Source organism: Providencia sp. (genome assembly GCF_052096715.1).
Taxonomy (GTDB): domain Bacteria; phylum Pseudomonadota; class Gammaproteobacteria; order Enterobacterales; family Enterobacteriaceae; genus Providencia.
Genome location: NZ_JBQDNB010000001.1, coordinates 74,289 through 92,313, shown reverse-complemented (window position 1 = coordinate 92,313; position 18,025 = coordinate 74,289). Strand labels below are relative to the sequence as shown.

General features: G+C 38.8%; 16 protein-coding genes. 12 read left to right on the top strand and 4 right to left on the bottom strand.

All coding sequences use genetic code 11. The features are described from left to right. Positions 1-49: 49 nt before the first annotated feature. The 4 genes from ACTH6U_RS00460 to ACTH6U_RS00445 form a co-directional block, all read right to left on the bottom strand. The gene (locus ACTH6U_RS00460; RefSeq protein ID WP_441831352.1) at positions 50-376 is read right to left on the bottom strand and encodes a helix-turn-helix domain-containing protein; all 327 of its coding nucleotides are present in this window, start codon (positions 374-376) and stop codon (positions 50-52) included. A 759-nt stretch (positions 377-1,135) separates the two neighbouring features. After that, a complete protein-coding gene (locus ACTH6U_RS00455) occupies positions 1,136-4,324 on the bottom strand; it encodes an ATP-binding protein (RefSeq protein ID WP_441831351.1) in 3,189 nt (1,062 codons plus the stop codon). Positions 4,325-5,004: 680 nt separating this feature from the next. Next, entirely contained in the window at positions 5,005-5,358 is a 354-nt protein-coding gene (locus tag ACTH6U_RS00450) for a helix-turn-helix domain-containing protein (protein WP_441831350.1), read from the bottom strand. 105 nt (positions 5,359-5,463) lie between these two features. After that, positions 5,464-6,036 carry a tyrosine-type recombinase/integrase gene (locus ACTH6U_RS00445; RefSeq protein ID WP_441831349.1) on the bottom strand — a complete coding sequence of 191 codons (573 nt, stop codon included), beginning with the start codon at positions 6,034-6,036 and terminating at the stop codon, positions 5,464-5,466. A gap of 1,929 nt (positions 6,037-7,965) precedes the next feature. Here ACTH6U_RS00445 and ACTH6U_RS00440 point away from each other — a divergent pair. The 12 genes from ACTH6U_RS00440 (at position 7,966) to ACTH6U_RS00385 (ending at position 17,994) form a co-directional block, all read left to right on the top strand. Beyond that, the gene (locus tag ACTH6U_RS00440) at positions 7,966-8,538 is read left to right on the top strand and encodes a tyrosine-type DNA invertase (RefSeq protein ID WP_441831348.1); all 573 of its coding nucleotides are present in this window, start codon (positions 7,966-7,968) and stop codon (positions 8,536-8,538) included. A gap of 448 nt (positions 8,539-8,986) precedes the next feature. Continuing rightward, on the top strand, positions 8,987-9,301 hold the full coding sequence (locus ACTH6U_RS00435) for a helix-turn-helix domain-containing protein (RefSeq protein ID WP_441831347.1): 315 nt from the start codon (positions 8,987-8,989) through the stop codon (positions 9,299-9,301). Positions 9,302-9,891: 590 nt separating this feature from the next. Next, positions 9,892-10,428, top strand: coding sequence for a fimbrial protein (locus tag ACTH6U_RS00430; protein WP_441831346.1), 537 nt, complete (start codon positions 9,892-9,894; stop codon positions 10,426-10,428). A 74-nt stretch (positions 10,429-10,502) separates the two neighbouring features. Beyond that, the gene (locus ACTH6U_RS00425; protein WP_441831345.1) at positions 10,503-11,039 is read left to right on the top strand and encodes a fimbrial protein; all 537 of its coding nucleotides are present in this window, start codon (positions 10,503-10,505) and stop codon (positions 11,037-11,039) included. A 91-nt stretch (positions 11,040-11,130) separates the two neighbouring features. Next, on the top strand, positions 11,131-13,824 hold the full coding sequence (locus ACTH6U_RS00420) for an outer membrane usher protein (protein WP_441831344.1): 2,694 nt from the start codon (positions 11,131-11,133) through the stop codon (positions 13,822-13,824). 177 nt (positions 13,825-14,001) lie between these two features. Beyond that, a complete protein-coding gene (locus ACTH6U_RS00415) occupies positions 14,002-14,694 on the top strand; it encodes a fimbria/pilus periplasmic chaperone (RefSeq protein ID WP_441831451.1) in 693 nt (230 codons plus the stop codon). A 31-nt stretch (positions 14,695-14,725) separates the two neighbouring features. Next, positions 14,726-15,337 (top strand): fimbrial protein, encoded by a 612-nt coding sequence (locus ACTH6U_RS00410; RefSeq protein ID WP_441831343.1) that lies wholly within the window; start codon positions 14,726-14,728, stop codon positions 15,335-15,337. Between the two features lie 9 nt (positions 15,338-15,346). Then, a complete protein-coding gene (locus ACTH6U_RS00405) occupies positions 15,347-15,883 on the top strand; it encodes a fimbrial protein (RefSeq protein WP_441831342.1) in 537 nt (178 codons plus the stop codon). 13 nt (positions 15,884-15,896) lie between these two features. After that, positions 15,897-16,394: a fimbrial protein gene (locus ACTH6U_RS00400; protein WP_441831341.1), complete on the top strand. Its 498-nt coding sequence runs from the start codon at positions 15,897-15,899 to the stop codon at positions 16,392-16,394. Positions 16,395-16,405: 11 nt separating this feature from the next. Continuing rightward, the gene (locus ACTH6U_RS00395; protein ID WP_441831340.1) at positions 16,406-16,906 is read left to right on the top strand and encodes a fimbrial protein; all 501 of its coding nucleotides are present in this window, start codon (positions 16,406-16,408) and stop codon (positions 16,904-16,906) included. Beyond that, positions 16,903-17,421 (top strand): fimbrial protein, encoded by a 519-nt coding sequence (locus ACTH6U_RS00390; RefSeq protein ID WP_441831339.1) that lies wholly within the window; start codon positions 16,903-16,905, stop codon positions 17,419-17,421. Before ACTH6U_RS00395 ends, ACTH6U_RS00390 begins: the two co-directional genes overlap by 4 nt. A 30-nt stretch (positions 17,422-17,451) precedes the next feature. Continuing rightward, on the top strand, positions 17,452-17,994 hold the full coding sequence (locus ACTH6U_RS00385; protein ID WP_441831338.1) for a fimbrial protein: 543 nt from the start codon (positions 17,452-17,454) through the stop codon (positions 17,992-17,994). Positions 17,995-18,025: the final 31 nt, after the last annotated feature.

The window sequence follows — 18,025 nt, the reverse complement described above, 5'->3', positions numbered from 1 at the left end:
ATATATTATTCTATTATTTTAATTATAAATATAAGGGGATCCTTAAAACTTATCGTTTAAAAATAATATTACTAGTCATAACTTTAGTTAATGGGCATAAGTTACTATTAAATGCACTCATATTGTGCGTTTTGTGAACAGTTGATTCAGCAACGGATATATCTTCAAAAAAATAATGGATACTTGTTTTCAAAAAATTAGCGATAGCAACTAAGGAATCTATGTCTATTCGGTTTGTTCCTCTTTCATAGCGAGAAAACTGTTGCTGGCTAATATTTAAATGCCTAGCTAAATCTGTTCCTGTCAGACCGTATGATTTTCTTATTTTTCTTATTCTACTCCCAACTATTTTGGTAACAGGATATCTAAGCGTCATTTTATTTCCTTTATTAAGTGCATATCTTAAAAATAAATCTTGGTCTTATATGGATAATTGGAGCCAATAAATACTAATTAAATTAGGCAAAAATAACAAACACCCATCCGAGTAAAAGATGAAGCTTAATTATTAATTTAGCTTAACAATAATTGATTTTTTCAGTCATAATTATTTATTTTTTAGTTCTTATCTGCAATTTTATAAAACATTCATTAAAAAAAGCATCGTTTTCCGGATGGGTACCTTGAGTGAATATAGTTAATTGTGATGATTAACTTGAAAATACATTATTTTATGCTTTGCATTAATTACTAATAAATTTCTTGAAGTAAATATATCCTTAAAGGGACTCGGCTTATTAAGTTTAGTTGTTTAATTTTTAATATTTTTACTGGCAGATACTATCTATAATAATTGTTGTTTTTTATCATGCTTTTTTTTGGTGTGAGAAATTAATTTTAATATACTGAATATCGGAAGATTTATTTTGGGAGTAGGGTAGTATGCTAAATTTTTTGGTGGTAAAGGTAAGTCGTTACAAGTACATATAGGTTTATATATTAATAGCGGCTCTTAAAGTAACTTTTGTAAAGTAGCAAAAGATAATAAGTAATTTTAGGTTAATCATTACTTATTACCCAGTGTAAATGTAATAGTTGATCTTGCGCAATGAGCTAGAAATTTTCAAGTTTTTCACAGTAGCTTATATTTGCGGTGCATTTTGAATATAAAAATCGTACTTTTTACCCTTTAAATTCAATAAGTAACATTTAGTGTTAAAACCCAAGCATGTAGTTCATCTGCTATTTTCCTATATTCATCAAATATTTGATTTAAATTTTTACTTACTATTATTTGTTCTTCTAAAATTCGCAGCTGTGTGGCTACTTCCGTTTGTTGAACGATGACTAATGCTCCTCTTAAACGGTGTGATATTTGGTTAATGCTAGTTTTCTCTTGTTGTTTTATGGCAAGAGATAATTGAGCAATATCATTTTGTAAGTATTGAATGATTTTTTCGCGTTCAGGCCCGTGTAAAGGATTAGTTATTTGTTGGGGGATTAATTTAATGTTTTCCTGTTGGTTTATGGGAAAATAGTGTTCTAATAATTGGATCAATGTAATACGGTCTAATGGTTTGACTAACCAGGCGTTCATTCCCGCAGCTAAGCAATATTCTTCTTCTTCTTTTAGGCCATTTGCAGTCACGCCTATAATTGGGCAAACAGCACCTTCTTTACGTAGTTGCTGTGCTAGTTCGTAGCCATTAAGGTATGGCATGTTAACATCCGTAAGTACCATATCAAAATTTACGAGACTGCTATCCCATAAAGCTAAAGCTTCTTCTCCATCATCAGCTAACGTTACTTCACACCCTAACTGCTCTAATTGTTCTTGTAAAACCAATTGGTTAATTGGATTATCTTCAGCAACTAAGATACGAATAGCATATTGCAGGGCATTTACGGGTATGGTGGAGAGAATTTGAGTATTTGGAGCAGGTTTCTTCAATGTAACCAATTGGCTAATAAGTGAAGGTAAATTGACATTTAAGGAAGGAAGTATGATTTGTTCCCCTTTCCAATGCGAGGGAGGTGTTAATGGCGCAAAGGTTAAATATACAGGATAGGTTTTATTTTCAATCATTTCCTTTTGGGTTAACCAAACATGGGCTCCATAAAGTGTTAACCATTGTTGAAGATGATGTGTTAGCTTTTTATGCGGAGTCTCTAACCAAATATTAATTCCTGTTAAATCAGGTTTTATGACTGCACTCATCGCCAATGGAAGTGGAATACTTATCGTAAATTGGCTTCCTTGTCCTAATTGGCTATTAACATGAATATCTCCGTTCATTAAGGTGACTAAACGTTGGCTAATGACTAAGCCTAGTCCTGTTCCTCCGTATGTGTGTGAGGCTGTATGTGCTTGATAAAAGGGTTCAAAAAGACGTTCTTTTTGAACAGCGGTCAAGCCAATTCCAGTATCATTAACTGAAATAGTGACGCTATTATTTTGAGTTGACCGGACTTGAACAATAATGGAACCTTTCTGAGTAAATTTGATGGCATTGCTAATTAAGTTACCTAAAATTTGTTGCATTCGTAATGGGTCGCCAATGCGTTCAGGGTTTAATTGTGAATCGATACAAGAAAAAAGTAACAATCCTTTTTGGTTTGCTAACTCCATATAGGTTTGAAGAGTGTTATATATAACATCAAGCAGGTTAAGAGGCTGCTGCTGTAGACGTAGTTGTTCTGCGTCAATTTTACTGATATCAAGAATATCACCAATGATATGCATTAATAGTCGTGATACAGAGTCCATTTGCAGTAAATATTGAGTTTGTTTTTCAGTTAAAGTTGTCGATGATAAGAGTTCAAGGGTTCCGATTAAACCGTAGAGTGGGGTACGAATTTCATGACTCATGGTCGCTAAGAAATTTGATTTTACCTGATTAGCTTCTTCTGCCGTTAGTTTTGCTAGCGTTAATTGGCGCTCAATTTCGGCTTGAGCACTGATATCGGTGAATGCACATAAGACAACTTCACTTTGTTGGTAATGGGTATGCGCATAAGCAATATATAACGTATTTTCACCGGAAATAAAGGGTGAGAATGTTTCTTGGTGGGCAAATGGAGTAACGATAGTGAGAAGCTGTTGGTAGATAGGAGAAAGATGAGCTTCTGAAAGTATAGGAACATTTAACCATCGTTGAGCTAATGTATTGATATATAAAATATGTTGGCTTTGTTTCTCTATAACACAAAGCCCTATCGGTGTGGTATCCATTAATACTCGATTAAATGCTTCACTGTCGAGTAATGTATTTTGTGCTTTAACCGCAGGATTTAAAACATATCTCTGGTACCAGTAATGATACCCCCAACCACATAGTAAGCTAAATATGAGTGCGAAAAGTAAACTCGAGGGTAACCAGAGATTATCGTCAAAAAAAGCAGAGTAAGGAATAAGGTAATAGCCAATCCATTGGCCTGTTTTATTATTCTGCTTAAGCAATAACCCTTCTTTTGTATAATGTAGGCCTTCTTCTTCAATATTAGGGACAGGGGATTGTCCTAATAATTGACCATATTCCTTATGAACTAACCAAAATTGATGTGGCAATGTTGGATTAAGAATTCGTTCAAGTACACTAATACGTTCGCGATTGAATAAGGTGACGGCATAAATATCTTTAGGCGATAGCTGCTCTCCTCGCCATAAATTATGATCAAACCCCCCAGGTAAAATACCGAGTAAGTTGTTACCTAGTTGTTCGTTATGCAGCCAAATAACTTTGTCCAATCCTTGGTTTTGGTCTTGTTCAAATTGCAATGCTAATTGTGGTAATGCATTTCGTACTGTTTCCGTCACGGTTCGATAGAGCGTGGGAGTAATAGATTCATTCCCTGTTATAGTGCCAACTGAGGGAACACTAATGCTAATGTGGTCATGTGGATTCACAAAAAAGACTGCGGCCGCGGGGAAATATGAACTTCCCCAAAATGTAGAATAATAATCGGCCAAATAGGCACCTAGTGAAAATAGGATGCTGGGTACTTTATTGCACTCTAAATGAGTGCCACAGGCTAAGGTAAATGGCATTGCGACTACGGATTCTTTTCCTTCTAGCAACCGTAATGGCCATTTGGATGGTAATTTTTGATATTCGAGAGAATAATTTCGGCTTTCAATTAATTGAGAAAGATTTTGGTTTTGTTTTTTTAAGGCAGCCAAAAAAGTTTCTTGCTCGCGGAGGTAGCCAATAAAAGAGGAAAAATCGACTTGTAGTCGACGTTTTTCTTGATCAATTATTCGCTCTGCACTCCAAAGTAATGTCGCTAGTAAGACCAATAAAAGCGGAAGCGCAACAAATAATAGGCTACTGATGCGATTAGATGTTTTGGTCACTCGAGAAAATGCAGAGGGTAATAGGCTCATAGGCTACCCCGTTATTATTAGTTACACAGTGTTATTCTAGATAAAAATATAAAAATTAGATACCGCTATGTTTCAATTATTGTGACATTATAGTATTTAAACAAAGGAGTATCTCTATCTGAACCCTGTTTATTCGTTACTTTTTTGCGACTAAATTTTTTTCTTTTTATTCAATAAACATTCCTTGAATTTGATTAGATATAAACGATGAAAGCTACTATGTAAAATCGTATTTTGATAGCTTTAAAGCATTTTTTAGATTGCTAAGTAAAGCGAATTTAAGTGTAATGGCCACGTTGCCGGTGTATTTTGGTATGTGAGAACATAAGAACAGCTTTTTATTAGGTTGTGATAGGTTTTGTTTTAGCCGCTTGAGCGAACGTAAAAAAATTTCTTGCTCACAGAAATAACTAATAAAGGAAGAACAATCCATTTAGTGGCGGCATTTTTATTATTCGATAATACGTTCAGCACTCTAAATAAGTGTTATGAGTAAAATCAATAGTAAGAGAAAGGCAATAAATAGTAGTCTGCTCACTCGGTTGGATGTTTTTGTCACTTGGGGAAATGTAGAGGGCGAGAGACTCATCATGATTAGCCTTTTATCAATTTCGTTTATATATTATGATAAATAAAATAGCCGATATTCTCAAAGGCTATTCTTATGGGATTGTTGAAAATTAACTTATTGTGGATGCAAAATATACGTTTTTAATATTATCTAGTTGCCATCCAGTTGCTTCTAAATAAGAAAAATATAAAGAAAACTCAGAGTGTTTAAATAACATATTGATTAATTTTATGTAAAATACATCAAATCTAATATTTAATGTAACGAGTATTTTAAATAATGTGCCTACTGTAATCGCGTTGACTCCTCGCTCGTAACGCGAAAGTTGCTGTTGACTTATGTTGAGTTTTTGGGCGAGAGCATGTCCACTCAAGTTTTTTTCTTTTCGATAATGTTTTAAGCAAATTCCAATTAGCTGGCTAATATAATATGGCTCTTTATTTTTTTGTTCTATGATATTCATCATTTCTCAGTTAAATAATCAGTTAAAGGCTTTAAGATTAGCTAATAGATTAAATTAATGATTAGAATCGAACTATAAGGCAACCCTTATTTTTGATTATAAAAATTATTTTAATTGAAGGTTTCTCCAAACATGTTTAAACCTCTCAGAATTACTAGCGGTATAACGAACCGTATGTCGGATATTACGATGTCCCAAATAATCCTGTATCAGGCGAGTATCACAACTTTGATTGGCAAGTTCATAACCACATGCATGCCTTAACATGTGGGGGTGAATTAAAAGGGGGAGCCCTGCTTTTTTACCTAATGTTTTAAGTAATTGGTACAGGCGTTGGCGACTGAGTGGTTGATTGTTATTTTTACCGGGAAAAACCCATTGGTGATGGTTTGTTATTTCTTGCCATTGCTTCATCCAGATGGCGCCATTAGGTGTTAATGGATGAATAGTGGAGAAACCTGATTTACTGCGACGTACGTACAATGTGTTTTGCTGGAAGTCAAAAGCAGACCAAGGCAATGATAACGCCTCACTCGCTCTTAATCCATGGGAGAATAATAAATAAATTAAACATCGGTCACGTTCAGGGTGATTTGTATAAAATGTTTCATTTAATAAACTTTGGACTTCATTGAATGAAAGGTAACGACGTTTTTTGATTGATGAGTCTTGTAACATGATTAACCTTTATAAGATAATTGCTTACTTTATCTTTACTCAGTAAGAATAATGATAAATTTTTTATGAGACAGAGAGTAATTCTATCAAGCGTATGGACTTTGTTAATTTTTATTTTGTGTGCTGAGTAATGTAACAGCTAAATATGCTTAGCAATATTCATTGTGTTAACAAAGAGTAACTATCATTATTGGTATTTATCGAACGATAGGCTACCTCTTATTCTGTTTATACTTTTTTTATGAGAATTAATGGGTTGTATGTTTTCATTATTACCTCTACGCTATGAAAATATCTATATTTATAATGAAATCGTTTATTGTAAAATTAATTATTTTATCTAAACCATGTTAGTGAATGTTTTTATACGGTTTAAGTTGCAAGGGTACGCTACAAAATAAAGGAAAATATTAATGAGGTATAATTATCAAGTTAGACCATATCTAGTTTATGCATAATTATCTATATTAGCCTTGTATAATGCAGTGATTATACTGTCAGTGTTATTACTTTAGTACCCAATGCTGGAAAAATATTATCATAGTCGCCAGTTTCTATATTTTTATCAGGTAAGCTTAATCTAAAATCATTGGTGATTAATTACGTTCCTTTACTTAATTATATGGTGGTTTTAATATCTAAATGGATATTTTAATTATGAATTATTTGATTGTTTTTTATTTTTCTAATATTAGGATACCTTATGCCGTTAGCTGAGCATGTTGGAGGCTGAATGTTTCGACTTAGCTGTTGGTAGGGTGGTACACTGCAAGAAAATATAACGAGCGAATATAGGCTTAATGGTTGTTTTTAACATGATTACGGCTCCTTTAGTTAATTTTTAAATTTTATTTTTAATAAAAATAGAACAAATAATTATTTCACATGCATATTGTTACTTAAGGTAGATGATAATATGTTAAGGGATTTCTTAAATTATTAGCCCGAAGTTTTATCCAAAAATAGAGTGAGAGATATTATGATGATTTTATTATGATAATGTCAAATAACAAAGAGAGTAAAAAGAAATTACGAAACAATTAGTAACAAATTAATGAGGGTTAAATTCAAATAAAAACAATGAGTTATTTTATTAAAGCTTAGGCTGATAGAATTGATGTGAGAGATGTATTATTTTATCTCGGCAAGGCAATTAATTTAATTTTTAATTTCATTAGAATAATGATCTTTGAAATTATCTTCTGCTTTAAATTTTTGTTATCTGCGCTGCTAGGATTTGGTGAATGAATCTGATTTATTTTAGATAGCATTGATTATTATGGGTTGATAAAGGCTAAAACATAATAAAGCGGATACGCTGCGAAAAAAGAATATTAATTGAAAATGTAGGGTGGGCGATTTACTGTATTACATGATTGGCGTGAACAGTATGAATATAGAAAGTGTAATGGCAACTTTTTGTTCTTCTATAAATTAGAAGTCTTTTGATTTGCTAGGAGAGTTTACTATGCAAGCCTAGTATAGTTTTCATTCATCTAAAATGAAACAGTTATAATGAAAAAAGTTCGTTTTACTGAAACTCCGATCGTTAATATCTTAAAACTTGTTGATTCAGGTATTCAAGTGGAAGATATCTGTCGCCAGAATGGGAAGTGAACGATTCACCGAAATTGGTTACACCCTCAACGAGAAATAGATATTCTTATCCAAATCAAGAACACTTACGCTTTCATCTAAAAGTGCTAAATAATTTTTTGGCGTATTAGTATGTTTTGAGTCTTTAATGAGTAAAGTGCTATTTAAAAAGGGATTAGTAAGAAATGGTATAATGTAAGAAAAATAGGGTTGACTATTTATTGGCCCATTATGGGGAAATAATAATTTGTTAGGATAATTTTGTTTCAATACATGGGTTTTCACGTGATTTTTCGTTATGCTCTGCGGTTTTACTGAAAAATCGGATGAAAAATGTCAACACGAAAATACCTAACGACCCATGAAATTACTCGCCTTGTAGCGGCTTGCCAATATACGCGATATCCTGAACGCGATGCATGCTTAGTGTATATGAGCTATATTCATGGTCTTCGTGCCAGTGAAGCGCTATCTTTACGACTGTCTGACCTTGATTTGTGTGGGGGAGAATTGTATGTCCACCGACTCAAAAATGGTTTTTCAGTTAGTCACCCCCTACTTGTGGAAGAAATACCGTTGATCCAATCTTGGCTTGCCGTCCGTGAAACATGGGCTAGCCATACGTTAGATTGGTTATTTCTTTCAGAGCGTGGGACAGCGTTAAGTCGACAGCGGTTTTATCAATTGTTTGTTCGGTTAGGGCAACTGGCTCGCTTGCCCTTGGCGACCCACCCTCATATGTTACGGCACGCATGCGGATATGCATTAGCAGACCTAGGTGCAGATACACGTCTTATTCAAGACTATTTAGGCCATACAAATATCCGGCATACTGTTAGATACACAGCCAGTAATCCAGCACGGTTTCGAGGAGTTTGGGGAGCAGAACATCGACGAAGTGTGTGAACAAAATAACCCCATTTGTTACCTCTATTGGAATGAGCGCATCTTACCCAGAGATATGTCACTCGTCAAACTGGTAAATGAGTAAATCAACCTCTTGTATTTCCACACGTACTTTAGTTATTTAAAAGTATAATCCCCTTGAATTATTATGGAATTACTATCTTCTTTTATAAAATCATTACTTTCCACCTCATTGTATCTTTCACTTTTTTTTTCTTTTATTGGTCTATAATGTCGATTATTTTTTTAATAAAGATAAAAATACCATTTATTTATAAATAACCTTTTTTAATGTTGGCAAGCTACACTGTAGTCAAATGGGGTTAAATTGACTATAGTTATCTCATGTGAATTTATAGGTGGCTGATAATTTAGCCACCTATATTGTTAGAGTATTAATACCAACATCAGGCTGATTAACTGAATCACATAAATATGAGAAAGAGCTATGCAAAATAACAGAACCTTAATTGACTTAGCCCCATTGAAGTTGGTTGGGCAAAAAATAAGAGACATACGCCGACAACAAGGAATGACAGGAAAAGATCTTGGTGTGTTATTGTCAATATCACAACAACATGTTTCTCGAATTGAAAAGGGGAATGTTCGCTTAAATGTAGAACAATTATTGCACATTTCAGAAGTTTTGCTCATTACATTAGAGGAATTACTCGCTGGTATTGGTTATCAACCAAAGAGTGTAAACACCGCATTTAGCTGCAGTGTTTACCATCAGGCGAATAGTATTGTTATATTACCGTAATAAGTATGAACTAATAAAAGACATCATTTTTATTATCATATTTTGTGTTTAATAGAATCACATCAATCGGATGCGGAAAACTAATATTTTAGATGTAAATAATTTAATATGTAAAAAGGCTATTATGATATATCAAAATTATATTAGTTATTGTTTTAAATTAGATAGCGAGTTAAATGCTTGAGAAAATATCATGGGTGTCAGCGAGTGAATTATCCGTGTATTTATCCGTGAGTAAAATTTAAATCTCTAGTTATGAACTAGAACAGTTGTATTTGTATTAAATTATTAGTTTTTAAATTACGTTATTTATTTCTTAAAAATGTAGTGGAGAGATTAGTTAATAGATGTTTTTTTAACATTAACTGTATTTTAGGTAGCTATATGGGTATTCAGTGTTGATGTTTAGTATTGTCTATTAAGTTTTTTTATACCTTATACCTTATAGTTTAAATAATATTATTTAATTGAGTAATGTTATTTGAATGGGGAATTAACATTAATGCGGGTGTCATTAATGGCTAGAAAAAAAGTACACCTAATAATTATTAATCATTTGTTAAATTAAATATGAATTAAGGAAATTGTTTATGAAAATTAAATTTCTCGCTATGGGAGTTTTTTTAGCACTAGGTACTGCGTCAATGGTTCAGGCCGCAGATCAAGGCCACGGTAAAGTGACGTTTAAAGGCGCAATTATTGATGCACCGTGTTCGATTTCACCGGATTCTATTGACCAAACTGTTGAGCTGGGACAAATCTCCAACATTGCACTCGTTGGGGGGAAAAAATCAACTCCGCGTAACTTTGAAGTTAAATTGGAAAATTGTGATGTGACCAATGTGACTAAAGGTGTTCAATTAACCTTTACCGGTGCAGCGGCATCCTTTGATGCAGATAATAAAACGCTCGGTATCGTCGGAACAGGTGCTGGTGCTGGTGTTCAAATTACTAACGGTGGCGGTAATGTCATCAAGTTAGGTACAGCAACGCCAGTACAGTCAATTCAGAATGGTAACAATACCTTACTATTTTCGGCTTATTTAATCGGTAACGGTGGAGCTATCTCGACTATCACTCCGGGTGACTTTAGTTCTGTGGCAGATTTCACCCTGTCTTACGAGTAATTCACATTTAACCAGCAAAAAATGGACGTTTTGCTGGTTTATTTTAGGCGGAATTGAGCGTAGGAGGAGTAGCAATGAAGCATTTGATAGCCTGGCGGCTATTTTCATTGAGCCTTAGTGTGTGGGCTATCACAGTAATTTCCTCTGCCAATGCACAAGGCGAAGTGAAGTTGCGGGGTAGTATCATCGAAACAGCCTGTGCCATTGACGTCGGTAGTCGTGACCAAACGATTGATATGGGCAGTTTATCCTTAATACAAATTCGTCGTGATGGACAAGGACCTGCACGCCCTTTTGTTATTCGGCTGGTGAATTGCGTACTTGAACACCCTAACCCGAATCAAGCGAACTGGCAGTACTTTCGTGTGACATTTGATGGACCACAATTACGGGGGTTATTTCATGTTCAGGGACAAGCCAAGGGAGTTGGGTTGCAAATTCAGCGTGATGATGACGGTGAGATTGCGGTGCCAGGGGAGGGAATGTCAACGCAGTCATTAATGCCGGGTACACGGGATTTAGTATATCAATTACGGCTCGTGGCTAACCACGACCCACTCGCTTCTGGGCAATATACCAGCTTATTACGGTTTAAATTGGATTACGAATAATCGTTTTTTCGTTGAACCTCTTTTTGTCGTTACGCCGTCAACATGACGAGTGAAATGACGTGATGAATAAAGAACGAATAAGAAGGTCGAGATGATGACCCTGAATTGTATTTCTGCGCCAATGCTAGGGATAAGCCGGCCTCGTTGGTTGGGATTGCTTGTGGCCATCGCGCTCGGCAGTCAAAGTTATGCGGCTGATATTGAATTCAATACCGATATTTTAGATGTGAATGACCGAGCCAATATTGATTTGAGTCAGTTTTCACGTCTGGGGTATTTAATGCCTGGTGAATATCGTTTTACCGTGTTTTTGAACAAGAATAGCTTGCCCGAGCAGACCGTGTTTTATTATGCACCCGATGATCAACCGGATGAGAGTTTAGCCTGTTTGAGCCAGGCCGTGGTGGAGCAGTTAGGACTTAAACCCGATTTATTACCCACGCTGCAGTGGTGGCATCAAGGGCAGTGTTTGTCGTTGGCCAGTTTACAGGGAACAGAAGTGAAAGCGGATTTGGCTGCCTCGGCGTTGTACATCAGCTTACCGCAAGCCTATTTGGAATATACCGCAGAGAATTGGGATCCACCGGTTCGATGGGAAGAAGGGATGCCTGGCGCATTATTTGATTATAACGTCAATGCGCAAGTGGGCCAGCAAACCCGTGGGGGGCAGCGGACCAATATGAGCACCAGCGGTAACGGCGTTGCTGGTGTGAATCTGGGGGTTTGGCGTGCGCGTGCTGATTGGCAATTGCGCTTAGATAAGCAGCAAGGGCAAGGCACGATAAGTTCTCTCGATTGGACGCGTTATTATGTGTATCGCGCAATTAAATCGTTGGGTGCGAAATTAACCTTTGGGGAAGATTATTTAGCCTCTGATATTTTTGACAGCTTTCGATTTACGGGGTTGAGTCTCATTACCGACACCAATATGTTGCCGCCTAATTTACGTGGTTATGCTCCTGAAATTACGGGCGTGGCTAAAAGTAATGCCACGGTGATTGTGAGTCAACAAGGACGGATTATTTATCAAACACAAGTCGCGGCAGGACCGTTTCGCATTCAAGATTTGAATGATGCTTTAGCGGGGGAGCTCAATGTCGAAGTCAAAGAACAAGACGGTTCAAGTCAAACGTTCACGGTGAATACGGCGAGTGTGCCATATCTGACACGACCCGGTCAGTTGCGCTATAAGCTTGCAGCAGGGCGTCCGACGGATTGGCGTCACCATGTGAGTGGCGAAACCTTTGCGAGTGGGGAATTTTCGTGGGGGGTGAATAACGGATGGTCGCTGTACGGTGGTGGGATTGCAGCTGAAAATTACGCCTCTGCTGCTGTTGGTATTGGGCGAGACTTGTTGATGTTTGGGGCATTGTCTTTTGATATTACCCATGCGCGTTCACGTTTGAAAGAATTGACTGATATAGGGGATAAAACCTATCAGGGTAGTTCATACCGTCTCAGTTATTCTAAACGCTTTGATTCGTATAACAGTCAAGTGACGTTTGCGGGATATCGTTTTTCTGAGCAGGGCTTTATGAGTATGTCGGAGTACTTGGATGCACAGTCGACGGGGGGGAGGCAATACAACAGTAAAGAGATGTATACCGTCTCCTATAACCAGCAATTTCCCGAAATCGGTTTAAGTGCGTATATCAATTACTACCACCAAACCTATTGGGATCAGCCGGATAACGATCGCTACAGCCTTTCGCTGGCTCGCTATTTTGATGTGGGTAAATGGAAAAATATCAGCGTGAATTTAACCGCATATCGAAATCAGTATCGAGAGGCGAAAGATGATGGAGTGTATGCCTCACTGTCGGTGCCTTGGGGTGAAAAAGGCACGCTGAGTTTAAACAGTAATTGGGACAAAAATGATAACACACAACGAGCTAGTTACTACGACCGACTGGATGAACGAAGCAACTATCAGTTGAGTACGGGGTGGGCGCGTTCTGGCGCTTTGATGAGTGGCTATTACACCCATCAAGGGGATTTGGCACAAGTCAATGCCAATGCGACGTATCAGCAAGACCGTTATCGGTCGGCTGGGTTGTCATTCCAAGGCGGTTTCACTGCCATCGAGAAAGGCGTGGTGATGCACCGTAATAATCAACTGGGTGGAACGCGAATTTTTGTGGAGACCGACGGTGTACCTGATATTCCTCTACGAGGGTATGGCTCGACCGTTCGAACGAACCGATTTGGCCAGGCCGTTTTGACTGATGTGAATAGTTATTACCGTAACCAAGTTAGTGTGGATTTGAATACGTTACCGGAGGAGGCGCAGGTTGCCCAATCGGTTAAGCAAGGCACGTTAACTGAAGGGGCTATTGGCTACCGCCAATTTGAAGTGGTAGCGGGGCACAGTGCGATGGCACTTCTGAGTTTGGCGAATAACAGTACTCCGCCGTTTGGAGCTCAGGTGTTTAATGCTCGTGGTCAGCAAGTCGGTATGGTCGGGGATGATGGCAGTACGTATTTAACGGGACTCAATACGAACGATATTTTACAGGTACGTTGGGATGACAACGTGCAGTGTGAAATAACGTTGCCGAGTGCATTACCGGATAATGACACGTTATTGTCGAATTGGTTATTGCCGTGCCACTCTCCAGGGCGTCAGTCCTCCCCAGTGGTGAAGTCGGCCGCTGTGAGTACCCCATTGCCGTCGGGAAGGCCCGTTGCGCGTGATACCCTGTCTTGTACAACCTCGTGTGAGGCAGATGAGAAACTAACGCTTGAGCCTGCAAGTGCTCAGGGTGGGCGGTGGTTACTCAAATAAACTAAAAATATTGATTGGGTGATGCTATTTCACTGCGTTGAACGTGGCGGGGCCACCTGAGCATCGAAGAATAACACCAAGAAGGCAATAAACATGAACAATGTAGAGATACATACTCTCGCGGCTAAATCCTCCCTCGCGGTGGTATTTGGGGGAGTAATACTGAGTACTCTGGTGATGTCATCGGCCCAAGCTGCAGTAGCCTTAGACCGTACACGCGCCATTATGACGGGAGATGATAAATCGATTAGCTTAAATATTAGCAATGAAAATAAGCAACTCCCCTATTTAGCACAAGGCTGGATTGAAAATGCGCAAGGGGAAAAAATCACAGATCCTTTTACGGTATTACCGCCAGTGCAGCGTATTGAACCGGGTGCTAAAAGTCAGGTTAAAATTCAAGCGCTCCCAAGTGTTGCGTCACTCCCGCAAGACCGAGAGTCAGTGCATTACTTTAATTTACGGGAAATTCCGCCTAAAAGTGATAAGCCCAATACGCTGCAATTAGCGTTGCAAACCCGTATTAAATTGTTCTATCGCCCGAAAGCGATTATTCCAACACGTGAGCAAATGGATAACCCGTGGCAAGAAAAAGTGACGTTGACGCGTCAAGGTGACCAATACACGTTGGTGAACCCAACCCCCTACTACGTGACGATTGTGGATGCGGTGCCACGTAAAGACGGCAAAACGGTGACGGGATTTGAGCCCGTGATGATTGCACCCAAAGGGAGTCAAGTGATGCAGGTCAGTGCGAACGCGTTGGGCAATAGCCCAGTGCTCACTTACATTAATGATTATGGCGGGCGCCCAACTCTGACGTTTAGCTGCCAAGGTAACCAATGTCATGTGGTGCCGGAAAAGAAATAACTCTTTGGGCATACCGGAAAAGGAGTAAAACATGAGCGTAAAGCATCGGTCATTGAGCCAAGCGGTGGTTGGAACCGGGATAGCATTCAGTCTGCTCAGTACCTCAGCAATAGGTAGTGAGCTGGATAAAGTCGATAATTGGGATGTGGATGGGGCGCATGGAACATTATATGTCACAGGGGCGTTAACGGAGAGTGCTTGTCGTTTAGCCATGTCATCTGCATATCAAACGGTCAATCTCGGTACTGTGGGAACGGGACAACTGCTGTATGAAGGCCAAGCGGGCACACCAGTTGCAGTGCAACTGCGCCTGGAGGATTGTTTAAGTAGCGAAAGTCGTGCACGTAATCAGTTGGGCGATTTGCTGTGGAGTCCAGACATGCCCGCCATGAAAATTCGGTTTCTGGCCCGAGGTGATAGTCAAGACCCAGGACTCGCGGCGGTCACTGGTGCAAAAGGGATTGGGTTGCAATTGAGTGATGCTTCACGTCATCCGATATTGCTGGGGCAATACAGTGCACCCCAATTGGTGTCACCGGGTCAAAACCAACTGACCTATTATGTAACCCCGGTTCGTACCACTGCGGGATTAAATGCGGGCGCATATCATGCTCTCATTCGGTTTCAAGTGAGCTATGACTAGGAGCGAATTATGCCATTAATGCAATATATCGCCTTGGGGGCAAAAATCCTCGTGCTAGTTAGTTTTGTCTTTTTTAGTACGTTACTTCTGGGGAGTGTATTTTACGCTGCACAAGCGGATACGGCGAATTTGAATTTGAAATTAACCATTACAATGCCCCCGCAGTGTTCGTTTAGTGGGAATAATAATTCAACTTCTGTGAGTTTTGGTGAAGTCCAACAAGGCTTGATTGATGGGGTGAGTTATAAACGAATGCCGATTGATACAGGGTTAATTTGTACCAATTTGGAAAAAAACGCCTTACGTATGACGTTATCATGGACAGGCATAACATTAAATGGGCAATCGGATATACGTACAAACCGTACGAATCTGGGGATTGCCATTTATAACGGGGCCAGTCGGCAGGGAAATAATAGCTCCATTAATTTTACCTATGGTGCCTCACCGAGTTTATTCGCCGTTCCGGATAAACCAATAGGAGGTATGTTAACAGATGCGGGGCCGTTCACGGGTGTGATGAACGTAACGCTAAATTACCAATAGGCTAGGAGTGAGAATGAAAAAATCAATCATCTATTGGCGAATGCTGAGTATTTTAAGCTTGTTATTCCCTGTTGCTTTACCGGCATTAACTGTCAATTTTGATGGCACATTAGTCGTAACTCCTCCTGAATGTACAATTAATGGTGGGACGACTGCGGATGTGAATTTTGGTGATGTACATGAAACGTTGATTGATGGCAGCAGTTATAAACGATTGCCCATCGATTATACGCTCAATTGCACCAATGTTTACAGCAATGCGTTGAAGATGACGGTGGGCTGGAGCGCTATCACGATAAATGGTCAAAATGTCATCCAGACTAACCGTCCGAATTTTGGGATCGCCATTTATCAAGATACAACTCGATTAAGTAACGGCTCTGTTGTTAACTTCACGTATGGCAGTGGTCAACCGGCATTATATGCGATTCCAGTTAAGCCTATGGGGATGGTATTAACGGACGGAGGGGCATTTAATGGCACGCTCACTCTTGTGGTGGATTATCGGTAGGAGGTAATACGATGAAATGGTATCAGTGGACGGCGTGGGTGTTTGCTACATTCGGATTGATGGGAAGCCAGGTTGCTTTGGGATTAGGCGCTAATTTATATGGTAATTTGGTGGTAACCCCACCGGAGTGCCTCTTAAATAACAATAGCCAAGAAACAGTCCATTTTGGGGATATTTTGCTAACACGCATAGATGGGAATAACTATAAACGCTCGGTTCCTTTTAACTTAACGTGCACGAATTTGGCAAAAAATACGCTCAAGCTGACATTGCAAGGGGATACGACGTCTTTTAATAGTAATGGGGCTCTCAAAACCAATGAGAACCCCAAACTAGGGATTGCCTTTTATGTCAATAATATACGCCAAGCGATAAACCAACCCATAAATTTTAATTATGCGACATTACCGACAATTGACGTAGCACCAGTAAAAAACAGTACAGCCAGTTTTGTGGATACAGATGGCGGATATTTTACAGCCTTAGCCACATTGAAGGTGGATTATCAATGAAGCGACTATTTATAACAACGCGCTTATGTTACCTCGGTAGCATTGTAGTAATGATGATGACAGTAGCTCCGATGACGCAAGCTAACTGGGCTTTTGATGGTACCTTAATCCTGCCGCCGATCTGCCAGCTTGGGCATAGTGATCCAATACCAGTTTCGTTTGGAAAAGTTGGTGTACGTAAAGTAGATGGGAATTTATTTAAACAAGATATTCCATATCAATTGGATTGTCAGGGTGATTTGAATCAACCGTGGAATATCACGCTGACATTTACTGGAACATTGGCAGGAAGTGGCTTTGATAACGCGACATTACGTACTAGTAGCCCTCTTAATACGGGAAAACTGGGGATACAAATACAAAAAGATGGAACGCCATTAGAGCTGAATAAGGCTTTTGCGGTAAACGCTTCAAATCTGCCTCGGCTTGAGGCTGTCCCAGTTAAACGAGCGGGTACAGACTTGGTGGGGGCGGATTTTACGGCGACAGGGACACTAACCATCGATTTTCAATAACATGATGTGAATGATAAAAAGGACAACAAAATGACGAGACCATTATGTCGTTGGGGAAGACGAGTTCTGTTGAGTTGTACCTTGACTTTGCCATTATTATCGCAATCGGAAACGGTGCAATTTGATGGCACATTGGTTGAGGATGCATGTGAAGTGTACCCTGGGGATGAAAATATTGAGTTGGATTTTGGGACTGTGATTGATAAATATCTCTACCTCAACACTCGTACGCATAGTCAATCGTTTACTATTCGGTTAATTAACTGTGATTTGGTGTTAGGGCGAGAAGTCCAAGTGACATTTACGGGTACCGAAAGTATAGCGTTACCGGGTTTATTGGCACTCAGTGCTGGAAGTCAAGCGAGTGGGATTGCGATAGGTTTGGAGACGGATACAGGGGAGCCAATTAAGTTAAATAAACCGAAAGATTATGTACAACAATTGCACTCGGGAAATGGAAATAACCTTAACCTAACTGCGTATGTTCAGGGTGAACCTAATGCATTACTCACAAAAACAATTGGTCGTGGAGCATTTGTGGCGACGACTAATTTTATATTAGATTATGAGTAAACTGGAGTTATTTATGAATGTTTATAGATTG

Bases quoted from the DNA above. Each gene is read 5' to 3' on its own strand.
- ACTH6U_RS00460 (WP_441831352.1), bottom strand. From the start codon at position 376: ATGACGCTTAGATATCCTGTTACCAAAATAGTTGGGAGTAGAATAAGA.
- ACTH6U_RS00455 (WP_441831351.1), bottom strand. From the start codon at position 4,324: ATGAGCCTATTACCCTCTGCATTTTCTCGAGTGACCAAAACATCTAAT.
- ACTH6U_RS00450 (WP_441831350.1), bottom strand. From the start codon at position 5,358: ATGAATATCATAGAACAAAAAAATAAAGAGCCATATTATATTAGCCAG.
- ACTH6U_RS00445 (WP_441831349.1), bottom strand. From the start codon at position 6,036: ATGTTACAAGACTCATCAATCAAAAAACGTCGTTACCTTTCATTCAAT.
- ACTH6U_RS00440 (WP_441831348.1), top strand. From the start codon at position 7,966: ATGTCAACACGAAAATACCTAACGACCCATGAAATTACTCGCCTTGTA.
- ACTH6U_RS00435 (WP_441831347.1), top strand. From the start codon at position 8,987: ATGCAAAATAACAGAACCTTAATTGACTTAGCCCCATTGAAGTTGGTT.
- ACTH6U_RS00430 (WP_441831346.1), top strand. From the start codon at position 9,892: ATGAAAATTAAATTTCTCGCTATGGGAGTTTTTTTAGCACTAGGTACT.
- ACTH6U_RS00425 (WP_441831345.1), top strand. From the start codon at position 10,503: ATGAAGCATTTGATAGCCTGGCGGCTATTTTCATTGAGCCTTAGTGTG.
- ACTH6U_RS00420 (WP_441831344.1), top strand. From the start codon at position 11,131: ATGATGACCCTGAATTGTATTTCTGCGCCAATGCTAGGGATAAGCCGG.
- ACTH6U_RS00415 (WP_441831451.1), top strand. From the start codon at position 14,002: ATGTCATCGGCCCAAGCTGCAGTAGCCTTAGACCGTACACGCGCCATT.
- ACTH6U_RS00410 (WP_441831343.1), top strand. From the start codon at position 14,726: ATGAGCGTAAAGCATCGGTCATTGAGCCAAGCGGTGGTTGGAACCGGG.
- ACTH6U_RS00405 (WP_441831342.1), top strand. From the start codon at position 15,347: ATGCCATTAATGCAATATATCGCCTTGGGGGCAAAAATCCTCGTGCTA.
- ACTH6U_RS00400 (WP_441831341.1), top strand. From the start codon at position 15,897: ATGAAAAAATCAATCATCTATTGGCGAATGCTGAGTATTTTAAGCTTG.
- ACTH6U_RS00395 (WP_441831340.1), top strand. From the start codon at position 16,406: ATGAAATGGTATCAGTGGACGGCGTGGGTGTTTGCTACATTCGGATTG.
- ACTH6U_RS00390 (WP_441831339.1), top strand. From the start codon at position 16,903: ATGAAGCGACTATTTATAACAACGCGCTTATGTTACCTCGGTAGCATT.
- ACTH6U_RS00385 (WP_441831338.1), top strand. From the start codon at position 17,452: ATGACGAGACCATTATGTCGTTGGGGAAGACGAGTTCTGTTGAGTTGT.